This window comes from Lysinibacillus sp. EB106-09-02-XG168, from assembly GCF_058791475.1.
Genome location: NZ_JBYTDN010000003.1, coordinates 3,856,469 through 3,875,701 on the forward strand (window position 1 = coordinate 3,856,469; position 19,233 = coordinate 3,875,701).

At 38.3% G+C, this 19,233-nt stretch carries 20 protein-coding genes; 12 read left to right on the plus strand and 8 right to left on the minus strand.

Going from position 1 to position 19,233, the window contains the following annotated elements; all coding sequences use genetic code 11:
- Positions 1-171: 171 nt before the first annotated feature.
- Positions 172-384 carry a hypothetical protein gene (locus AC3WSO_RS19630; protein WP_323655947.1) on the minus strand — a complete coding sequence of 71 codons (213 nt, stop codon included), beginning with the start codon at positions 382-384 and terminating at the stop codon, positions 172-174.
- A gap of 22 nt (positions 385-406) precedes the next feature.
- Positions 407-994 carry a peptidylprolyl isomerase gene (locus AC3WSO_RS19635; RefSeq protein ID WP_492533104.1) on the minus strand — a complete coding sequence of 196 codons (588 nt, stop codon included), beginning with the start codon at positions 992-994 and terminating at the stop codon, positions 407-409.
- A gap of 553 nt (positions 995-1,547) precedes the next feature.
- Between AC3WSO_RS19635 and AC3WSO_RS19640 the strand changes: the two genes are divergently transcribed.
- Positions 1,548-3,398: a transglycosylase domain-containing protein gene (locus AC3WSO_RS19640; protein ID WP_492533106.1), complete on the plus strand. Its 1,851-nt coding sequence runs from the start codon at positions 1,548-1,550 to the stop codon at positions 3,396-3,398.
- A 122-nt stretch (positions 3,399-3,520) separates the two neighbouring features.
- Here the strand turns inward: AC3WSO_RS19640 and AC3WSO_RS19645 are convergent, their stop codons facing one another.
- On the minus strand, positions 3,521-4,084 hold the full coding sequence (locus tag AC3WSO_RS19645) for a DUF5366 family protein (RefSeq protein ID WP_492533108.1): 564 nt from the start codon (positions 4,082-4,084) through the stop codon (positions 3,521-3,523).
- Positions 4,085-4,238: 154 nt separating this feature from the next.
- Between AC3WSO_RS19645 and AC3WSO_RS19650 the strand changes: the two genes are divergently transcribed.
- Genes AC3WSO_RS19650 through mnhG form a run of 7 tightly spaced genes read left to right on the plus strand, consistent with a single transcriptional unit; the run spans position 4,239 to position 9,997 of the window.
- On the plus strand, positions 4,239-6,653 hold the full coding sequence (locus tag AC3WSO_RS19650) for a Na+/H+ antiporter subunit A (protein ID WP_492533110.1): 2,415 nt from the start codon (positions 4,239-4,241) through the stop codon (positions 6,651-6,653).
- Entirely contained in the window at positions 6,640-7,062 is a 423-nt protein-coding gene (locus tag AC3WSO_RS19655) for a Na(+)/H(+) antiporter subunit B (RefSeq protein ID WP_049669152.1), read from the plus strand. The genes AC3WSO_RS19650 and AC3WSO_RS19655 overlap by 14 nt, the downstream gene beginning before the upstream one ends.
- The gene (locus AC3WSO_RS19660; protein ID WP_053593262.1) at positions 7,062-7,403 is read left to right on the plus strand and encodes a Na(+)/H(+) antiporter subunit C; all 342 of its coding nucleotides are present in this window, start codon (positions 7,062-7,064) and stop codon (positions 7,401-7,403) included. Before AC3WSO_RS19655 ends, AC3WSO_RS19660 begins: the two co-directional genes overlap by 1 nt.
- On the plus strand, positions 7,396-8,883 hold the full coding sequence (locus tag AC3WSO_RS19665) for a Na+/H+ antiporter subunit D (protein WP_349661310.1): 1,488 nt from the start codon (positions 7,396-7,398) through the stop codon (positions 8,881-8,883). The genes AC3WSO_RS19660 and AC3WSO_RS19665 overlap by 8 nt, the downstream gene beginning before the upstream one ends.
- A 4-nt stretch (positions 8,884-8,887) precedes the next feature.
- Complete coding sequence (locus tag AC3WSO_RS19670) at positions 8,888-9,367, plus strand: Na+/H+ antiporter subunit E (RefSeq protein ID WP_349661311.1); 480 nt, start codon at positions 8,888-8,890, stop codon at positions 9,365-9,367.
- Complete coding sequence (locus tag AC3WSO_RS19675) at positions 9,364-9,645, plus strand: Na(+)/H(+) antiporter subunit F1 (RefSeq protein ID WP_079561532.1); 282 nt, start codon at positions 9,364-9,366, stop codon at positions 9,643-9,645. The genes AC3WSO_RS19670 and AC3WSO_RS19675 overlap by 4 nt, the downstream gene beginning before the upstream one ends.
- Positions 9,629-9,997: a monovalent cation/H(+) antiporter subunit G gene (gene mnhG, locus AC3WSO_RS19680; RefSeq protein WP_386830608.1), complete on the plus strand. Its 369-nt coding sequence runs from the start codon at positions 9,629-9,631 to the stop codon at positions 9,995-9,997. Before AC3WSO_RS19675 ends, mnhG begins: the two co-directional genes overlap by 17 nt.
- Before the next feature lie 45 nt (positions 9,998-10,042).
- On the opposite strand, the gene AC3WSO_RS19685 is transcribed toward mnhG, so the two are convergent.
- The 5 genes from AC3WSO_RS19685 to AC3WSO_RS19705 form a co-directional block, all read right to left on the minus strand.
- Positions 10,043-10,513, minus strand: a complete 471-nt coding sequence (locus tag AC3WSO_RS19685) for a GNAT family N-acetyltransferase (RefSeq protein ID WP_492533112.1) — start codon at positions 10,511-10,513, stop codon at positions 10,043-10,045.
- A gap of 245 nt (positions 10,514-10,758) precedes the next feature.
- The gene (gene cysC / locus AC3WSO_RS19690; protein ID WP_492533113.1) at positions 10,759-11,352 is read right to left on the minus strand and encodes an adenylyl-sulfate kinase; all 594 of its coding nucleotides are present in this window, start codon (positions 11,350-11,352) and stop codon (positions 10,759-10,761) included.
- Entirely contained in the window at positions 11,349-12,488 is a 1,140-nt protein-coding gene (gene sat, locus AC3WSO_RS19695; RefSeq protein ID WP_492533114.1) for a sulfate adenylyltransferase, read from the minus strand. Before sat ends, cysC begins: the two co-directional genes overlap by 4 nt.
- Positions 12,489-12,895: 407 nt before the next feature.
- Complete coding sequence (cysP, locus tag AC3WSO_RS19700) at positions 12,896-13,960, minus strand: sulfate permease (protein WP_492533115.1); 1,065 nt, start codon at positions 13,958-13,960, stop codon at positions 12,896-12,898.
- A gap of 12 nt (positions 13,961-13,972) precedes the next feature.
- On the minus strand, positions 13,973-14,674 hold the full coding sequence (locus tag AC3WSO_RS19705) for a phosphoadenylyl-sulfate reductase (protein WP_492533117.1): 702 nt from the start codon (positions 14,672-14,674) through the stop codon (positions 13,973-13,975).
- A gap of 665 nt (positions 14,675-15,339) precedes the next feature.
- On the opposite strand from AC3WSO_RS19705, the gene AC3WSO_RS19710 reads away from it, so the two are divergent.
- The 4 genes from AC3WSO_RS19710 to AC3WSO_RS19725 are packed head-to-tail and all read left to right on the plus strand — an operon-like array spanning position 15,340 to position 19,206.
- Entirely contained in the window at positions 15,340-16,389 is a 1,050-nt protein-coding gene (locus AC3WSO_RS19710; protein WP_492533119.1) for a sulfate ABC transporter substrate-binding protein, read from the plus strand.
- 11 nt (positions 16,390-16,400) lie between these two features.
- On the plus strand, positions 16,401-17,234 hold the full coding sequence (cysT, locus tag AC3WSO_RS19715; protein WP_492533120.1) for a sulfate ABC transporter permease subunit CysT: 834 nt from the start codon (positions 16,401-16,403) through the stop codon (positions 17,232-17,234).
- Positions 17,235-17,243: 9 nt separating this feature from the next.
- Positions 17,244-18,119, plus strand: a complete 876-nt coding sequence (cysW, locus tag AC3WSO_RS19720; RefSeq protein ID WP_492533122.1) for a sulfate ABC transporter permease subunit CysW — start codon at positions 17,244-17,246, stop codon at positions 18,117-18,119.
- Positions 18,120-18,135: 16 nt separating this feature from the next.
- Positions 18,136-19,206: a sulfate/molybdate ABC transporter ATP-binding protein gene (locus AC3WSO_RS19725; RefSeq protein WP_492533124.1), complete on the plus strand. Its 1,071-nt coding sequence runs from the start codon at positions 18,136-18,138 to the stop codon at positions 19,204-19,206.
- Positions 19,207-19,233: the final 27 nt, after the last annotated feature.

The following is a 19,233-nucleotide window of genomic DNA, read 5'->3' on the forward strand; positions in this document are numbered from 1 at the left end:
TGTTTAGAAAATATATCTCATATGGAGAATATATTGCGCAGACAAACCATGAGGTATTTTGGCATAAGTTAATGCGCAAATATAATGCCCCGCAGTCCTTAAAGGCGGCTGCGGGGCATCTCGTACAATCATTATGCCTCGGCATAATTCCGTGACACCCGCTGAAGGCAGTTAAATATTTTGCTGATTGTTTGTATTATTTTTCTCTGCTAGAATACGTGCTTCGATTTCCTTTGATTTCATTTCTTGTTTCTTAGAAATTTTACGGAAAACGGTAAATACAACAATACATAAAATAAGCATGATTAAAAATTCAAAAGCTGCAGGAATATAGCCTGATTTATCTTCTGGGAAATATAAAAATTGATACATTAAATGTTTCATGTTTTACACGTCCTTACAATTATTATTCAAAAACTGTAATTGACTCGATTTTCACATCTTCTAATGGTTTATCACGCATGTCTTTTTCTACATCTGCAATTTTGTCTATGATGTCCATTCCTTCAACAACGTGACCAAATACTGTATGTTTATGGTCTAACCAAGGAGTACCGCCATTTTGAGCATATGCTTCAATAATTTCTTCTGGGAAACCAGCACCTTGTAATTGACGAAGCATATCACTTGGAAGGTGCTTCATTTGAACGATAAAGAATTGTGAACCATTTGTGTTTGGACCCGCATTTGCCATTGAAAGTGCACCACGAAGATTAAATACGCTATCAGAGAATTCATCCTCGAATGAGTTACCCCAAATTGATTCGCCGCCCATACCTGTACCAGTTGGGTCACCACCTTGAATCATGAAGTCTTGGATTACACGGTGGAAAATGATGCCGTCATAGTAACCAGATTTTGCATGGCCTAAAAAGTTTTCAACCGTTTTTGGTGCATGCTCAGGGAATAATTTAATTTTGATGGCACCTAATGTTGTTTTCATTTCTACAAGTACTTCGCCTTCAAGTACTTCTGTTGTTAATTGTGGAAACATTGAAGTCTCTCCTTTAAAAGTAAAATTTCAGTTTCAATGAAAATGATAATAATATCATTTCTGACCTCATTTTAGTCTAACATACTTCTTAATGGTTTTCTTCACCAAAGTATTGACGATTTTTTGCACTTTTAACTTTTTGGTAAATAGGCAAAGCGTAGGGTTGATTTCCGTTCCGGCTGGGCGCTTTCCTGGGGGCGTCCGATGAGCCGCTTCGCTGCGCTCTAGGGTCTCATCTGTGACGCTGATCCCCGAGGGGTCGCCCAGTCTCCACTCCAATCAACATATTCGCATGCATATGTTTTAGCAAAATGTCATCCCAGACTTACGTTGACAGATAGAAATTAGAAAAACAGTCTTTGCAAATAAATCCCCGCTTTCGTTGATGAGTCAAATTCACGTGAGATTTATTATCGTATTTAAACTGCCAAGAATTGTTCATACTGCTAGCCGAGATATTTGATAAAGTAGCAAATAGGTCGGAACGAGTATTTGGAAACCATCCAAAATATGTTATTCTTTTGAGTGACTCATATTTAGAGTGGAGGCACACATGAAAAAGGCTTTTGGTTTTATTATCATTTTACTTTCCTTACCTGTCCTTTGGTGGATTAGCACGAATATTAGGACGGAAATCCATGCGGCGAAAGCGCATGAGGAGCAAATTGCTAGCGCTATTCACTTACCGGAAGTTCAGCCACAGCTTCCAATAACACTTATTGATCAAAATGGCAATACATTTAGCGAGGAATATGTCGAATGGAGGCAACCTCAAACACTACAAGAAATCCCAAAAATTGCCCAGGAAATTTTCATCGCTAGTGAAGACGCTCATTTTTATGAGCATATCGGCTTTGACCTCAGTGCTATCGTCCGTGCAGTTGTTGCTAACTCAAGCACAAATTCAACGTCTCAAGGTGCCAGCACTATTACACAGCAACTCGTTCGTATGCGTTATTTATCCGATGAAAAAACTTATGAGCGAAAATTAACAGAAGTTTTTTACTCCTATGAGCTTGAAAAAGAATTTGATAAAGACGCGATTTTAACGATGTATCTAAATGAAGCCTATTTTAGCAATCAAGTTTATGGAATTGGCGGAGCAGCTACCTATTATTTTCAAAAACCACTCCAAGAATTATCTATAGCTGAAATTGCATTTATTGCGGCCATTCCAAATAACCCCTCACTTTATAATCCTTTAAAAAATTTTGATAAAACAAAAGCGAGACAAGAGCGGTTATTAGATACACTCGCAACAAGTGGCGCTATAACAAAAGAAGATGCTAACACACATAAAGCTGAAACGATAACATTAAATGTAAAGAATAAAGCGCAAAGCTACCCTATGTACAGCACTTACGTCCTACAAGAGCTTAAATGGTTAGTTGCAGAAAAAGAAGGCTATGCAGATCGTCTTGCAAAAACACAAAGTGAAGAAGAAAAGAAAACAATTAAAGCCCAGCTAGACAATCGACTCAATACATTATTTCAAAATGGGTTAACGATTTATACCGCGCTTAATCCAGACAAACAAGCAAATGATGAGAAAAAGATGACTGCCATTCTAGGACCAGGCAAATTACAAGCAGCCGGAGCAGTTATTGATAATAAATCCCGTGAAGTAGTTAGTCTTTATGCAGGGAAAAACTATGAAAAGTTTGGTTATCATCGAGCCTTTCAAGGAACGCGTCAGCCAGGCTCTGCCTTTAAGCCATTAGCAGTATATGCACCTCTCTTTGAAACGACAGCACACACACCTGATTCTATAGTGAGTGGTGGCAGTTATTGTGTCGGTTCATTTTGTCCACAAAACTATGGTGGCTTTAAATACGGTGATGTACCAATTCGAGTAGCATTTCAATATAGCTACAATACATCGGCTCTCCGTCTGTTGAACACAATCGGAATTGATACAGCATTTAGTTACTTAGATCGCTTTAACTTCCACTCCATCGTGGCAAAAGACCATAATTATGCTGTCTCATTGGGAGGCTTAACGTATGGTGTTACAGCACTTGAGCTAGCAGACGCTTATACAAGCTTTATAGACGGCTCATACGTGCAGGCCCATAGCATCCGTAAAGTAACAGCGGCTGATGGAACGGAGCTTTACAGCTGGGATTCAGCACGCGATCAAATTTGGTCACCGAAAACGGTTAAGAATATGCGTTCAATCCTTTCAGATGTTGTTACTCGAGGTACAGGACAAGGTGTTTATAGTAGAAGTAACTATATCGGTGCGAAAACAGGAACAACTAACAACTATCGCGACTACTGGCTTGCAGGATTAAACGATGAATACACAGCAGCAGTTTGGCTGGGTTATGATAAGCCACAATCTATGGAAAGATTAGAAGACTATAAGATTCACCATCAACTATTTAATGTTTTACTACAGTAAATAGTCATATATTCTCAATGAAAAGGAGCAGCCCTAAGTGAAATTCATCACTATAGGGCCGCTCCTTTTCTCGTTTAACGGTATTATGTAATTGGATAAATACTTAATGAAAATCGAGGCATTTAGTGTGCAAATGGTAAGCTTGCCAAGATGCCATTATACAATTTTAAAACAACATAAATTATTAGCGATAATAGTATTGTCCACATAAATAGCTCAAATACTAGCAAGCCAATCGTTCCACCCATCGACATAAACTGACTCATTTTATAGATAAGGTAAATAAAGTAGATAAAAACGGTTAAGACAAAAATACCTACTAAAACGTAAATAAATTGAATAGCAAAGGCTGAACATATTGCGCCAACTAATAATATGATATATCCGCCTCGTGCTTGATGAACTGTCGCACCATCATTATCCTTTGAGAAAAATAACATTCCAAGCTCATGAATAGTTTCCCCTACTAATTTTAATGCTGAAAATAACATAAAAAAGATCCCAGCAAAGACAATTAGTAAAAAAACACGGAGCTCGAAATCGGATAAAAACTCCCGCATGCCAGAATATACACCAATTGCATGAAAAACTTGCAACGATTCACCTACAGCATACATACCGAACGTCAAACTAAATAACAAAATCGTAATCAATGGTAGATAACCATAAATATAAGGGTTTTTCATAAAAAATTTTTTCCTCTATTTTTATTGATAACTTCTTATTTATAATATATCCAATATTCTTCCACTATCGCAAGCTAAATCCTTTGAGTGCATATGCATTCATTCAAAAAGTGCGTTATAATTAACCTACTTACTTGCATAAAGGAGGATTTTTTTGTTACAAGTACTTTATATTTTCATTCCAATGCTTGCTGCAATATTTGTGCCATTTTTATATAAACGCATTAAAAATATTCACACAGGCTGGTTTGTTCTTGCAGTCCCTGCTACACTCGCGATTATTTACGCCTCATATATCTCAAAAGTAGCAGAAGGTAAAGTTTTTCTTGAAGAGCTTCCTTGGATTCCATCGCTTGATATTTCCGTCGTTTCTTATTTAGACGGACTTAGCTTGCTATTCTCATTACTAATTACTGGAATTGGCTCGTTAGTCGTACTTTACTCTATTTTTTACTTAGACAAACATAAAGAAAGATTACATAATTTTTATGTTTACTTATTACTATTTATGACTGCAATGCTAGGAGTAGTACAGTCAGATCATTTAATTTCTTTGTACTTCTTTTGGGAGCTAACATCCATTTCGTCATTTTTACTAATTGGCTACTGGTATTCTCGTGATGCATCTCGCTTTGGGGCACTTAAATCAATGATGATTACAGTCGGCGGCGGCTTAATGATGTTAGGGGGATTCATCCTTCTGTATTTAATGGGGGGAACGTATTCAATACGTGAACTTATTGTCATGGCGCCTAATTTAGTGCAGCATCCAATGTTCACTTGGTCACTCGTTTTAATACTTTTAGGCGCATTTACTAAATCTGCGCAATTCCCATTCTACATTTGGTTACCAGATGCAATGGAAGCGCCAACACCAGTAAGTGCATACCTTCACTCTGCAACAATGGTAAAGGCCGGTATTTATTTAGTTGCACGCTTCACACCAATTTTCGCAGTTTCTGAGCTTTGGGTATGGCTCGTTACAGGCGTAGGTATCTTAACGCTATTCTGGGGTTCGTTCTTTGCTGTGAAGCAAATAGATTTAAAAGGAATCCTTGCGTTCTCTACAGTGAGTCAGCTTGGCCTTATTATGTCATTGCTCGGAGCTAGTGCCTTAGCATTTCATGGCAATGGGGCAACAGATACGATTAAATTTGCGGCTTTTGCGGCGATCTTCCACCTGATCAACCATGCAACATTTAAAGGAAGCTTATTCATGATTGCAGGTATTGTCGATCATGAAACAGGTACACGTGATATTCGTAAGCTCGGTGGCTTAATGAGTATTATGCCGCTTAGCTTTACAGTCGCGGCAATCGGAAGCTTATCAATGGCCGGTCTACCGCCATTTAACGGCTTCTTAAGTAAGGAAATGTTTTTAACAGCAATGCTTGCACTGCAAAATTTTGAATTTTTTGGCTTTGACACATGGGGAGCACTCTTCCCGATTGTCGCTTGGATTGCTAGTATTTTCACATTTGTCTACAGCTTCTATTTTGTTTTCAGAACATTTACTGGTAAATACACACCAGAGAAATTACCTCATAAACCACATGAGGCACCGATTGGCATGCTGATTTCACCGATGGTTTTAGCAGCATTAGTGGTAACAATCTTCTTTATTCCGAACCTAGTAGGGGATACTTTTGTAAAGCCAGCAGTACAAGCTATTCAGCCATTCTTATATGATTCACCAAAGGATATTGATATTCATGTGGCGGCTTGGCATGGTGAAATTACTCCCGAATTAATCATGACATTTGGCATAGTAATTATTGGGGTTCTATTGTTTGTATCATTACCGAAATGGCAGGGTACTTATCAAAAATTCCCACGATCTTTAACGTTAAATAATGCATACGACAAAATAATACTTGGACTGGACGTAGGGTTAAATCGTGTATCACGTCTATATATGACGGGCTCTATGCGTCATTACCTGCTATATATGTTTAGTAGTATTGCAGCGATTGTCATAGGTTCTTTATTTGTGAAGAAGGCCTTTACAGTTTCCTTCCAAAATACTGCACCTATTCGTCCTTACGAAATCATTTTAGTCGTAGTATTAGTCATTGGAACAGCTATTACAATTTTGGCAAAGTCACGCTTAACAGCGATTATAGGTCTTGGCGCTGTCGGCTACACAGTAGCATTGTTCTTCGTTATTTTTAATGCTCCTGATTTAGCATTAACACAGCTTGTCATTGAAACAATTTCTGTTGCGCTATTTTTACTAGCGTTTTATCATCTGCCGAAGCTTGGAAAACGAGAAGAACGCATGCGATTCCAATTAAATCGGGCAATTGTTTCCATTGCTGTCGGTGTTATGGTTACGCTTATAGCGCTGTCTGCACATTCACAAAAATTGATTCCAACGATCTCGAAGTATTACGAGGAAACAGTTTATTCAAAAGCTGGCGGTGGAAACATTGTCAATGTAATTTTAGTAGACTACCGTGGCTTTGATACATTATTTGAAATTACAGTGCTAGGTATTGCTGGAATGGCCATTTTAGCAATGATCAAGCTACGCATGAATAGAAAGGAGAAATCGCATGAAAACAAATGATGTCATTATACAATTTACAACAAAAATTGTATTCTTCATTATTTTCTTCTTCTCCATTCATATCTTCCTTGCTGGTCATTACACACCTGGGGGTGGCTTTGTCGGCGGACTTTTAACATCGAGTGCTATCGTACTTTTAGTCCTCGCCTTTGATTTAAATACGGTTCGTAAGGTTTTACCAATAAATTATACGTATTTAACTGCAATTGGCTTACTTCTAGCCCTAGCAACAGCCGCTTTCCCAATGTTTGTAGGTAAACCGTTTTTTACACATTTCTTTGATTATTTCGATTTACCGCTTCTAGGCAAACAGTCATTACACACGGCTATGCTTTTTGATAGCGGTGTCTACTTGGTTGTTGTCGGCGTTACGATGACCATTATTCAAACGATTGGGGAGGATGAATAATGGAAATAATTATGGCGTTTGTCATAGGCTTTTTGTTTATGGCAGCGGTTTATTTAATCTTATCCAAAAGCTTATTGCGTATTATTATCGGGACAGGTCTTTTAAGTCATGGTGCTCATCTTCTCATTTTAACGATGGGCGGGCTTGGTGGAGAAGCACCACCTGTTTTAAAGGAAGGGGCAAAAACTTTTGCAGACCCATTACCGCAAGCGCTTATTTTAACAGCGATTGTTATTAGCTTTGGGGTAACTGCTTTCTTCCTTGTACTTGCTTACCGTTCTTACCAAGAGCTCGAGACAGATGATATAAGCTTAATGAGAGGAAGTGATGAGGATGAATAACTTCCTTCTACTGCCCATCATCATCCCGTTTTTCTTCGGCATGATCTTAATGTTTGGGCAAAAAAATTTAAAATACCAACGTTCATTCGCATTACTAGGGATAGGACTTGCACTTATATCAGCCATTTCACTGCTTATAAAGGTGAAAAATGATGGTATTCAAAAGGTGACGTTCGGTGACTGGCCTGTGCCGTATGGTATAACGATGGTTTCAGATATGGTGTCCGCACTACTTGTCACAACAACGCTACTGATTGCCATCTTTGTTGTTTGGTATGGCTTTGGTTCCATCACTAAGGAACGTGAACGCTTCTTCTATTATCCTGGAATCATGTTTATTTTAACTGGGGTTAACGGGGCATTTACGACTGGCGATATTTTTAACCTTTTCGTATTCTTCGAGGTATTGTTAATGGCCTCTTATTTGCTCATCGTTCTTGGGGGCGAAAAAGGACAGCTTAAAGGTTCCATTAAATATATTTTAATTAATGTTATTTCATCTGCACTATTTGTTATAACAGTTGCCTTCCTATACTCAGTAGTAGGTACATTAAACATGGCAGATATTGCAGTAAAAATTGCTGACATTAATCAGCCAGGTATTGTTACGGTTATAGCTGTACTATTTTTAATGGTATTTGGGTTAAAAGCGGCTATTTTCCCACTATACTTCTGGCTTCCAACTTCTTATGCGGCAGCTCCAATACCAGTGCTAACGCTATTTGGTGCACTATTAACAAAGGTTGGCATTTACGCGATTACTCGAACATATACATTGTTCTTCGTTCATGATTTATCATATACGCATGATCTACTAATGGCATTAGCAGTTGCAACAATTATTGCGGGCTGTATCGGTGCTCTTGCCTATCACGATGTGAAGCTTATTATTATCTATAATATCGTCATTGCTGTAGGTGTTATTTTATTCGGTGTATCTCAAATGAATGAAATCGCCCTAAAAGGTGCCATGTTCTATTTAATTCATGACATGCTTATAAAAGCAGCGCTCTTTATGTTGATAGGTATAGTGATTTACATTACGGGCACATCTGATTTACGAAAAATGGGCGGGCTTATGAATAAATATCCTGCCCTCGGTTGGTTCTATTTAATTGCAGCATTTGGTTTAGCAGGGATTCCTCCACTTAGCGGCTTCGTCGGAAAGCTGTTAATTGCTCAGGGAGGCTTTGAAGCAGGCAGTAAATGGAGCAGTATTTTTATTTTAGCTTCGTCACTTCTCGTGTTATTGTCTGTTATTCGTATTTTCCTTTATGCCTTTTGGGGTGAGGAAAAAGAAACGACAGGTACTGTCGATAAAAAAGTCTATCATACATTATTCGTGCCTACTGTTATTCTAGTGCTCATTACCGTAGCGTACGGTGTTGGTTCTGAATGGATTACACCATTTATGGACGATGCAGCAAAACTATTAAGTGATCCATCTATTTATATAGATGCTGTATTGAAGGAGGATTAGAAATATGGCATTTCAAATTATTTTAAATGTTATGCTTGCCTTCGTTTGGATGTTCCTTTCTTCTAATTACACAGCAACAGGCTTTATCATTGGGTTCATTCTCGGTATTGTATTACTCATTATTATGCGTAGATTTTTTACAACCCGTCTTTACGTCTACCGTATATGGGCAATCATTAAACTGACTTTACTCTTTTTAAAGGAGTTAGTGTTAGCGAATATACAAGTGCTTCGAGTGGTCTTAAAGCCAAAGTTAGATATGCAGCCTGCGTTCTTTGCCTATCCTACTGTTTTAACACAAGAATGGGAAATTACATTATTATCGAGTCTCATTACGCTAACACCTGGTACTGTAGTAGTGCACGTATCAGATGATGCAAAAACTTTGTATGTACATGCTATCGACATGAGTGATGTCGATGAAGCAATTACTGCAATTCGAGATTCATTTGAGAAAGCGATTTTGGAGGTGAGTAAATCATGACAACGTTTATTATTACTGCAATTGTGGTGATTTGCTTATCGATGGTTGCAGTTATTTATCGAATGGTTAAAGGACCTTCTGCATCCGACCGCGTGGTAGCATTGGATTCATTAGGTGTATCAGTCATCTCGCTAATTGGACTGTTTTCAGTATTGGTTGAAACAAGCTTCTTTCTGGAAATTATATTATTGTTAGCGATCTTATCGTTTATCGGTACGGTTGCTTTCTCTAAATTTATAGAGAAAGGAGATATCATTAAACGTGACAATACTCGCTAATAGTTTAGTTATCTTTTTCATTTCTATCGGGGTGCTATTTATTGTCGTGACTGCCATTGGTCTTGTCCGTTTACCTGATTTGTACACACGTGCTCACGCTGCTTCAAAAAGTGCAACGCTCGGTGTCATGTGCGTACTTATTGGCGTATTCTTTCACTTCTGGCTCATTGAAGATCACTTTAATCCCCGCATTTTGCTTGGTATACTGTTCCTGTTTATCACAGGTCCTGTTGGAGGACATATTATGACTCGTTCCTCATACATCGCTGGTGTAAAGCCTTGGAAAGGCACAGTACACGACGAGCTTGGTCCTGAAATTGATCGAATGAAAAAGGAACAAGGCATTAAGTAACTTTTCAAAAAAAGTGGCCAATGAATAGACTTCATTGGCCACTTTTTAATTGTTTGATAGCATGAAAAATTCTTTTTCTAAACCAATGCCTTCCCAAAAATTTAGTGCTAAGTCATTTTCTAAATCTACATAAACATTTACTACTGAAGTATCATGCTCGTCATTAAACCAATTCACTAAATCATCTACTAGACGTTTAGCAACCTTCTGTCTTCTGTATACTGGTACTACATAAACTTCGTCTATTTGACCATAGTTCATTTCAAAAATAAAATCCCTTTTAATAGAAGCCATTCCAAAACCAATCATTGCATTATTTTCATTCGTTGCTATATAAATGGCCCCATATTTTGATTCAATATATTGTTCTAACTGTTCTTGAATTCCCTTCCTTTCACTCTCCCCCAATTCACAATCTGCAGTTTCTATGGCATTTTCATTCCAAAGTTTCAATATATCATTTAATAATTTCTGGTTTACAACATCCTTGGTTAATAGTTGAATATGTATGCTCATTTCATTCATCCCCTATAATGTTTGATGATTTAATCATCTCATAATATTTGGAAACATTCTATAAAAACAGGAAAATTTATCAATCGATCATATCTCGGCATAATTGCGTCCGGAATCGGCTTTGTGCTTTTTGTACACCCGCTGAAAGCAGTTAAAAAAATCTGCCTCCTCAAAAGTAAGCAGATTCTTTATGAAAGCAAATTTATTAAATATAAACAGGTTACTATAACGTGTGGTTGATAAGCCTAAATATATCCTTTTGAAGTTAATATGTCTGTGAGCTGGTCTACGCATTCTTCGATAGAATTAAGTTCTGTGTCTAAAATAATTTCTGGATTTTCTGGTTCTTCATAGGGTGCACTAATCCCAGTAAAGTTAGGAATTTCCGCATTACGTGCTTTTTTATAAAGACCTTTTGGATCACGCTTTTCACACGTTTCAACAGAACACTTCACATACACCTCTATAAATTCCCCTGCTTCCACAAGCTCACGGACAACTTGACGATCTTCTCGGTAAGGTGAAATAAAAGCAGTTAGAACAATTTGTCCATTTTCCACAAAAAGCTTAGATACCTCTCCAATACGTCGTATATTTTCCTTTCGACCAGTTTCATCAAATCCTAAATCCTTATTTAAGCCATGGCGAACATTATCACCATCTAAGACAAATACTTGATTGCCACGTTCAAAGAGTCGGCGTGCAAATGCATTCGCCACCGAAGATTTTCCAGATGCTGATAAACCAGTGAACCATAAAATAAAGCTTTGATGCTTGTTTTGTATACGACGCTCTTCTTTCGTAATAGACGCTTCGTGCCAAACGATGTTTGAACTCACTTTATAACCTCCTGACGCATTCCTTTAATTAATACATCCACAACCTCTTTACGACTAAATGTACCTGGAGGCACTTCGCCATTACGCAACATTTCACGAACCTTAGTACCCGATAAAATGACATGCGCTGAGCTTTCATGTGGACAAGTTTTCGTCGTTGCCATTCCCTCACATTTGTTGCAATAGAAGCTATGCTCAAATTTTAATGGAATAATTCCTAATTCATCTTCTGTAAATTGTTCAAAGATTTTTTGTGCATCGTATGTACCATAGTAATCACCAACACCTGCATGGTCACGCCCAACGATAAAGTGCGTACAGCCATAATTTTTTCGTACAAGTGCATGGAAAATAGCTTCCTTTGGCCCTGCATAGCGCATGGCAGCTGGAAACACCCCTAATTGCACACGATTTTCAGGATAATAACTTTTCAGTAAAACTTCGTAGCTTTCCATGCGAATTGCTGCTGAAACATCGTCTGATTTCGTTTCCCCAACTAGCGGATTTAAAAATAATCCATCAATTGTTTCAAGTGCAGCCTTTTGAATATATTCATGTGCTCGATGTACAGGATTCCGCGTTTGGAAGCCAACAATTGTTTTCCAGCCCTTTTCTACAAAAAGCTGGCGTGTTTCAAACGGATCAAATGAATAGGCTGGGAACTTTTGCTCTAGCCGTTTTACTAATGTAATTTTTCCGCCCACATAAATGCTTGGACGTTCATGCAACTTTTTAACACCTGGATGCTCTAAATCCTCCGTGCCGTATATTAACAATGCCTCTTTCTGTTTATTTGGCTCATAAATATCAGCTACTTCAATTACGCCATAAACAGCATCACCATATACTAATTTTGCCTCATCACCTGGCTGCAATGTTGCCGCTATATACTCTGCTACAGGTAATGTAATCGGAATACTCCATACCACGCCAGACGCTAAGCGTGTATGTTCAACAACTGATTCATAATCTTCCTGCGTTAAAAATCCTTCAATCGGACTGTAGCCACCAATAGCAATTAGCTCTAAATCACTAAGTGAAATGGCATCGAGCTCAATAACTTTATTTATATGTGTTATATCCTTTTCTGGATTAAAGGCTTGCACTAATAGTCCACCATGTGGTTGTAAACTCATAAAAATCTCCTCCTAATTTTATTGAATTACTCAGTTTTATATTTAATCAAGCGTGTTGATTGACCATTTTTATCCACTATGATTAATTAGAAGGCTCTAATTTCCGCTACGGGCTACTATCAGTTAAAATAGACATACATTAGTAAAATATCAACAAAAAAAATCATTTTATTAGCCCATAATAACCCTAGATTTTCCTAATCAACACGCCTAATATTTAAGTTTATTTACATTGATTTTTCATCTTAGGCAAATTGAATCTTCAATTAATTCCTTCCTTACAGAAATGATCGGGAATTCTTCTGAATTGACCGGCTTCCTTACAAGTGGTCAGGGTCACCTCTGATTTGATTAACTCCTCTTTAAAAGTGATTTTGGCCCCAGTTGATCCAAAAGTAATTCGGTATTTAAATCCCTTCACCCGCATCGTATATTGAGCGCTCTTCTTCACGCATTGTTCGCATTAAGCTAATGACACCTAGCGTTCCAACAATAATACTGCCAATTAATACGATGGTATAGAAATCTTTTTCTAAGAATAGCTGTACTAAAAAATAAGAAATGGCTAAAGAAAAGATTGGTGAAACAATCCAAATACGGATTATTTTTTTCACAATGTGTTTATGAAAAATTTGTTTCCCGTTTTTGGCCATCCCCATTCCGATAATCGAAGAAGATGTTACTTGTGTTAATGGCACGGGAAGCCCAAAGATAGAGCTTATACCGACTAGGAGTGCACCTGTACTCGATATTAGTATCCCTTCTGCCTTCTCAAAGCGCATAATTTTTTTACCGTTTGTTTCAAGCACTCGTTTGCCAAGGAGCATCGCACCAAGCGCTACAAATGCCCCGCCAAGCAATATTCCAGCTGTAACACTTATCATCCCTGCACCTACAAGAGGTCCAACTGCATTTGCTACGTTATTCATCCCTGCTGAAAATGCTTCGAAAAATCCAGCGAACACAAGGAGAATCGTTAATATTGGATGATCTTTTAGCAAGCCCTTAACTCGTAATTTATACAGCCACTTCCCAGAGACAAATGCAATAACAAACGCCACAATTGGTACTATTACCCAAAACGATATGATAACAAGCAATGATTTAATATATAACACTTTGTAGGCAATTCCTACACCTACAACTGCTCCTACTGTTACTTCACTCGTTGATAATGGGATGCCTAAAAGATTGGCGAAAAATAGGGAGCTTGTTGCAGAAATTAAAATAATAATGACAATCTTTACCGTAATGTACTCTTGTGGCATTATGCCTGAGCTGATTGTTTTTACTACCTCTCCACCTCCAAGAACTGCCCCTGAAAAAACACCCACTGAGCAAATGAGCAGTGCTTGCCAAGCCTTTTTAATGGCACCTGCACCGTAAGCAACTCCCATTGAGGCTGCCGCTCCACTAGCACCTATATTCATTGCAAAAAATAAACTAATCGCTATTGCTACATATTCAAGCATGGCAAAACTCCTTTACTCATGTAATCCACACTCAGTTTTACCAGACCCTTGCCACCTGCCTGAACGCAAATCATCCATTGTAAATGCCGGTTTTGTACAGTGCTCGCAGCCGACGCTTGGATAGCCTCTGTCATGCAATGGATTGTACGGTAAACTATGCTTTGAGACATAGCGCCAGACATCCTTCCATGTCCAATGAATGAGTGGACAAATTTTAATGGACTGAAACTTATCGTCACGATTGATAAAGTTCGTATTTTGCCGGGTTGGTGATTGTTCACGACGTAAGCCTGATATCCAAGCCTTTGCGCCCGCCAACGCTCCATGTAACGGTACAATCTTGCGAATTTCACAGCATTTGTTTGGATTGGAACTCCATAACTCATCACCATATTCGGCAGCTTGTTGTTCGAGTGTAAGCGCTGGCTTTTGCATAATAATGTCCAGCCTCGGATATTTTTCTTTTACTTTATCAATCGTTTCATATGTTTCCTTAAAATGAACATCTGTATCTAAAAAGACAATCGTAGCATCGGGCTTCACCTTTGAAATAAGGTCAATTAAGACAATTCCCTCAATCCCAAAGCTACATGCATAAACGATATCCTCGCCATATTCAGCGTAACTCCACTGTAAAACCGCTAGTGCAGCCTTGTAAGTTTCGTCTACCTGAAAATTCAATGTTGGCTCATGCCAAGTTTCATAGGTTAACATACAATCCCCCTCATATCGAAAAAAGGCGTTCTAACGAAAGACATATATAGACATGTCTTCGTTAAAACGCCTCTAGTTTGACTAGCCAGCTTATTATTAACTTCTTTCAGCTACAGAAATTTCCCACCTCTATAGGTGGTGAGATGAATGCAGTTTTAAGTCACTTATCAGCGAGTATCCAAAATCCGCTGAAATAGAGGAACTCAGTCTAAGAACGCCACGTCCTGTGGCATTACCGAAATGACCGACATCGTGTCGGCTCTCGTGCAGGCCTCAGCACAAAGCCGATTCCTGACACAATTATGCCGAGGCATAATTGATTAATTGTTCACTAGTATTGGCTACCTCGTTCTACAATCATTTTTCTTATTACCAAATATATACTAAAGTACACTTAGTAGTCAACTAGGTTTTTTTACAAAAAATTCATTTCAATGAGCCCAAATTTTTATACTGTATTCTTGCATATGATGATAATCAAAAGAAGTATTTCTAATTCCTTGTTGACTAATAGGAAATATATGTTTAATGTATAATTAAGCTTTGAATCAAACCAATATAAAAATGCTGATCAGAGAATCTGAAGGCCATCTACTTAAGACGATTATTATTCGTTCTGGTAGATGGTCTTTTGTATTTTCTAAATCAAAAGGGAGCGTAATTTTATGAAAAAAAGGAAACATCTTTTCCAATCGTTAGTACTTATATCCGCATTAGCACTAACATTAACAGGTTGTGGTAGCAGCTCTTCTGAAAAAGATACAGGGGCTCAGGATACAAAAAAATCTGTAGAACTATTAAATGTATCCTATGATCCAACACGTGAGCTTTACGAGGAATTCAACAAAGATTTTATAAAAAAATGGAAGGATGAAACCGGTCAAGAAGTAACGATAAAACAATCACATGGGGGCTCTGGTAAACAGGGGCGAGCTGTAATTGATGGTCTAGAGGCAGATGTTGTTACACTAGCACTAGCTTACGATATTGATGAGATTGCACAAGCTCGAGGCCTATTAAATAAAGATTGGCAAAAAGAAATTGAAAATAACTCTACACCATATACATCTACTATTGTCTTTTTAGTACGCAAAGGCAATCCAAAGGGTATTAAAGATTGGGATGATTTAATAAAAGACGATGTATCTGTCATTACACCAAATCCTAAAACATCTGGTGGTGCACGGTGGAATTATTTAGCCGCTTGGGCCTATGCAGGGAAATTATATAAAAATGATGAGGCAAAAATAAAAGAATTTATGAAAGCTCTATATAGCAATGTAGAAGTACTGGATTCTGGTGCACGCGGTGCTACAACAACATTTGTTGAACGTGAAATTGGTGACGTCCTAATTGCATGGGAGAATGAAGCATATTTATCGCTCCATGAATTAGGTGACGATTTTGATATCATTACACCTTCTTTAAGTATTTTAGCTGAGCCACCTGTGGCCATCGTTGACAAAATCGTTGATAAAAAAGGTACACGTGAAGTAGCCGAGGCTTATTTAAAGCATTTATATAGTGAGCGTGGTCAAGAAATTGCTGCAAAAAATTACTATCGACCACGAGATGAAAAAATTTTAGCAAAATATCAAGAGCAATTCCCAAAACTTGAACTCGTTTCAATCGATGATTTTGGTGGTTGGGCGGAAGCGCAAGGGAATCATTTTAAAGATGGTGGTACATTCGATGAAATTTATGTACCTCAATAAGGAGGCATGTTATGAGTAGTTTAACTGTTAAACAAAAAACACGCCGCATTATTCCAGGTTTCCACCTTTCTCTAGGCTATACGATGTTATACGTTAGCTTGCTAGTCTTATTGCCGCTATCAATGATTTTTATTCATACAATGTCCTTAAGCTGGGCAGAGTTTGTTCATATTGTGACCGATCCTCGTGCTGTCGCTTCCTATAAGGTAAGTTTCAGTACTGCACTCGCTGCTGGTTTATTAAATGTTATTTTTGGCACAATCATTGCATGGGTGCTTGTACGCTACCGCTTTCCGTTTAAACGAATCATCGATGGACTTGTCGATTTACCATTTGCTTTGCCAACTGCTGTAGCAGGAATAGCCTTAACGTCACTCTATGCACCAAATGGTTGGATTGGTCAATTTTTTAATTTTAAAATTGCCTTTACTCCACTCGGCATTATCATTGCCCTTACATTTATCGGGCTACCATTTGTCGTTCGTACTGTGCAGCCTGTCTTACAAAATATTAGTGCTGAGGTTGAGGAAGCCTCAGCAAGCCTTGGAGCAACTCGATTACAAACCTTTCGTAAAGTGATTTTTCCAGAGCTTGCGCCTGCCATTTTAACAGGATTTTCATTAGCCTTTGCACGTGCACTAGGAGAGTATGGCTCTGTTGTTTTTATCGCCGGCAATATGCCGATGAAGACTGAAATTACGCCATTAATAATTATGACTAAGCTCGAGCAATATGACTATGCTGGTGCAACTGCTATTGCAGTGGTCATGCTTGTCACGTCCTTCATTCTATTATTTAGCATTAATTTAATACAATGGTTAGCAAATCGTCGCTTTGTACATTAGGAGGTATTTATGGAACAGTCTACATTTATTCAGCAAGTTGCTCCTGAAAAAAATAATGCAGTGGCAAAGTCTGCTGCCTTACAAGAGCCACGTTTTGTCCGATATACGCTAACATTTATTGCGCTAGCTTTTTTAGCACTTTTCATTGTGCTTCCACTAGTATCAATTTTTTTTACCGCCTTTCAAAAAGGAGTAGACGTATATGTAGCAGCTATCACACATCCAGATGCATTGGCAGCTATTAAGTTAACCTTAACTGTCGTCGCGATTGCCGTACCTTTAAATGCAATCTTTGGAATTATGGCTGCTTGGGCTTTAACAAAGTTCAACTTTAAAGGGAAAAATCTATTACTTACAATCGTCGATCTTCCTTTTGCAGTATCTCCCGTTATTGCAGGTTTAGTGTTTATTTTGTTATTTGGCTCACAGGGGCTATTTGGGGATTGGCTATTTGAACATGACATAAAAATTGTTTTTGCACTACCGGGTATTGTCCTAGCTACTGTCTTTGTCACGTTGCCCTTTGTTGCGCGGGAGCTCATTCCTCTTATGCAGACACAAGGTACTTCCGAAGAAGAAGCGTCCATTTCACTTGGTGCTAATGGTTTTAAAACATTTTGGTATGTGACATTGCCAAATATCAAATGGGGCTTATTGTACGGCCTTATACTTTGTAATGCTAGGGCAATCGGTGAATTTGGCGCCGTTTCTGTTGTATCAGGGCATATTCGTGGAATGACAAATACAATGCCTCTTCATATTGAAATTTTATACAATGAGTATCAATTTGCAGCAGCCTTTGCCGTTGCTTCACTGATGAGCGTGATTGCCATTATTACACTTATCGTTAAAGATATTGTTGCTTGGAAATCAAAATCCGCTTAAAGGAGGTATTGTCAGTATGAGCATTCATATTAAAAATGTATCGAAAAAATTCGGTTCCTTTCAAGCTTTAGAAGATGTTTCTCTTCATATTCATTCAGGTGAACTGGTTGCCCTTCTCGGCCCATCTGGTTCTGGCAAAACTTCTTTACTACGCGTTATTGCTGGGCTTGAAACGTCAGATGTTGGGGAGATTTTATTTGACGGTCAATCGATGATCAATCGCCATCCAAAGGAGCGAAATGTAGGCTTTGTATTCCAGCATTATGCACTTTTTCGCCATATGACAGTTTTTGATAATGTCGCTTACGGTCTTAAAGTACGCCCCCGTAAAACAAGACCTTCTAAACTTGAAATTAAGGACAAAGTGGTGGAGCTTCTACGACTCGTCAAACTAGATAATTTTTCTGATCGTTACCCAACTCAGCTTTCAGGTGGGCAATGTCAGCGAGTTGCACTTGCTAGAGCTCTCGCCGTGGAGCCCAAAGTGCTCTTATTAGATGAACCTTTTGGAGCACTGGATGCTAAAGTGCGCAAGGAATTGCGTCGTTGGCTTCGAAAGCTTCACGATGAGTTTCATATTACAAGTATTTTTGTCACACACGATCAGGAAGAGGCTCTTGATGTTGCAGACCGGATTGTCGTGATGAACAACGGTAAGATAGAGCAAATTGGTAGCCCAGACGACGTATACACAAATCCAAAGAGCCCTTTTGTTTATGATTTTTTAGGTAATGTGAATCTCTTTAAAGGACGGTTACATAATGGTAAGCTCCTGCATGGTGAATTAGCGATTGATGTACCCGGCGCACAGGTATACACAGAGGATCATGCAGTAGGTTATGTACGTCCCCATGATATTCATATTGAGAAAACAAATGTACCTGGTACTGTCCCCGTCAAAGTAAGCCATATTCATTTGCTCGGACCTATCGTGCAGGTTGAGCTACGTCGTGAAGATATAGATGAATTTTTAGAGGCAGAACTTACGAAAGAACAATTTACTAATCTTCAACTTAAGGTTGGCGACCATGTATTTGTCAAACCAAAACAATTAAAATTCTTTATCCCCGAAGATTTTTCCATTTAAAAAAGACGTGTAGCTAATATCTTGCTA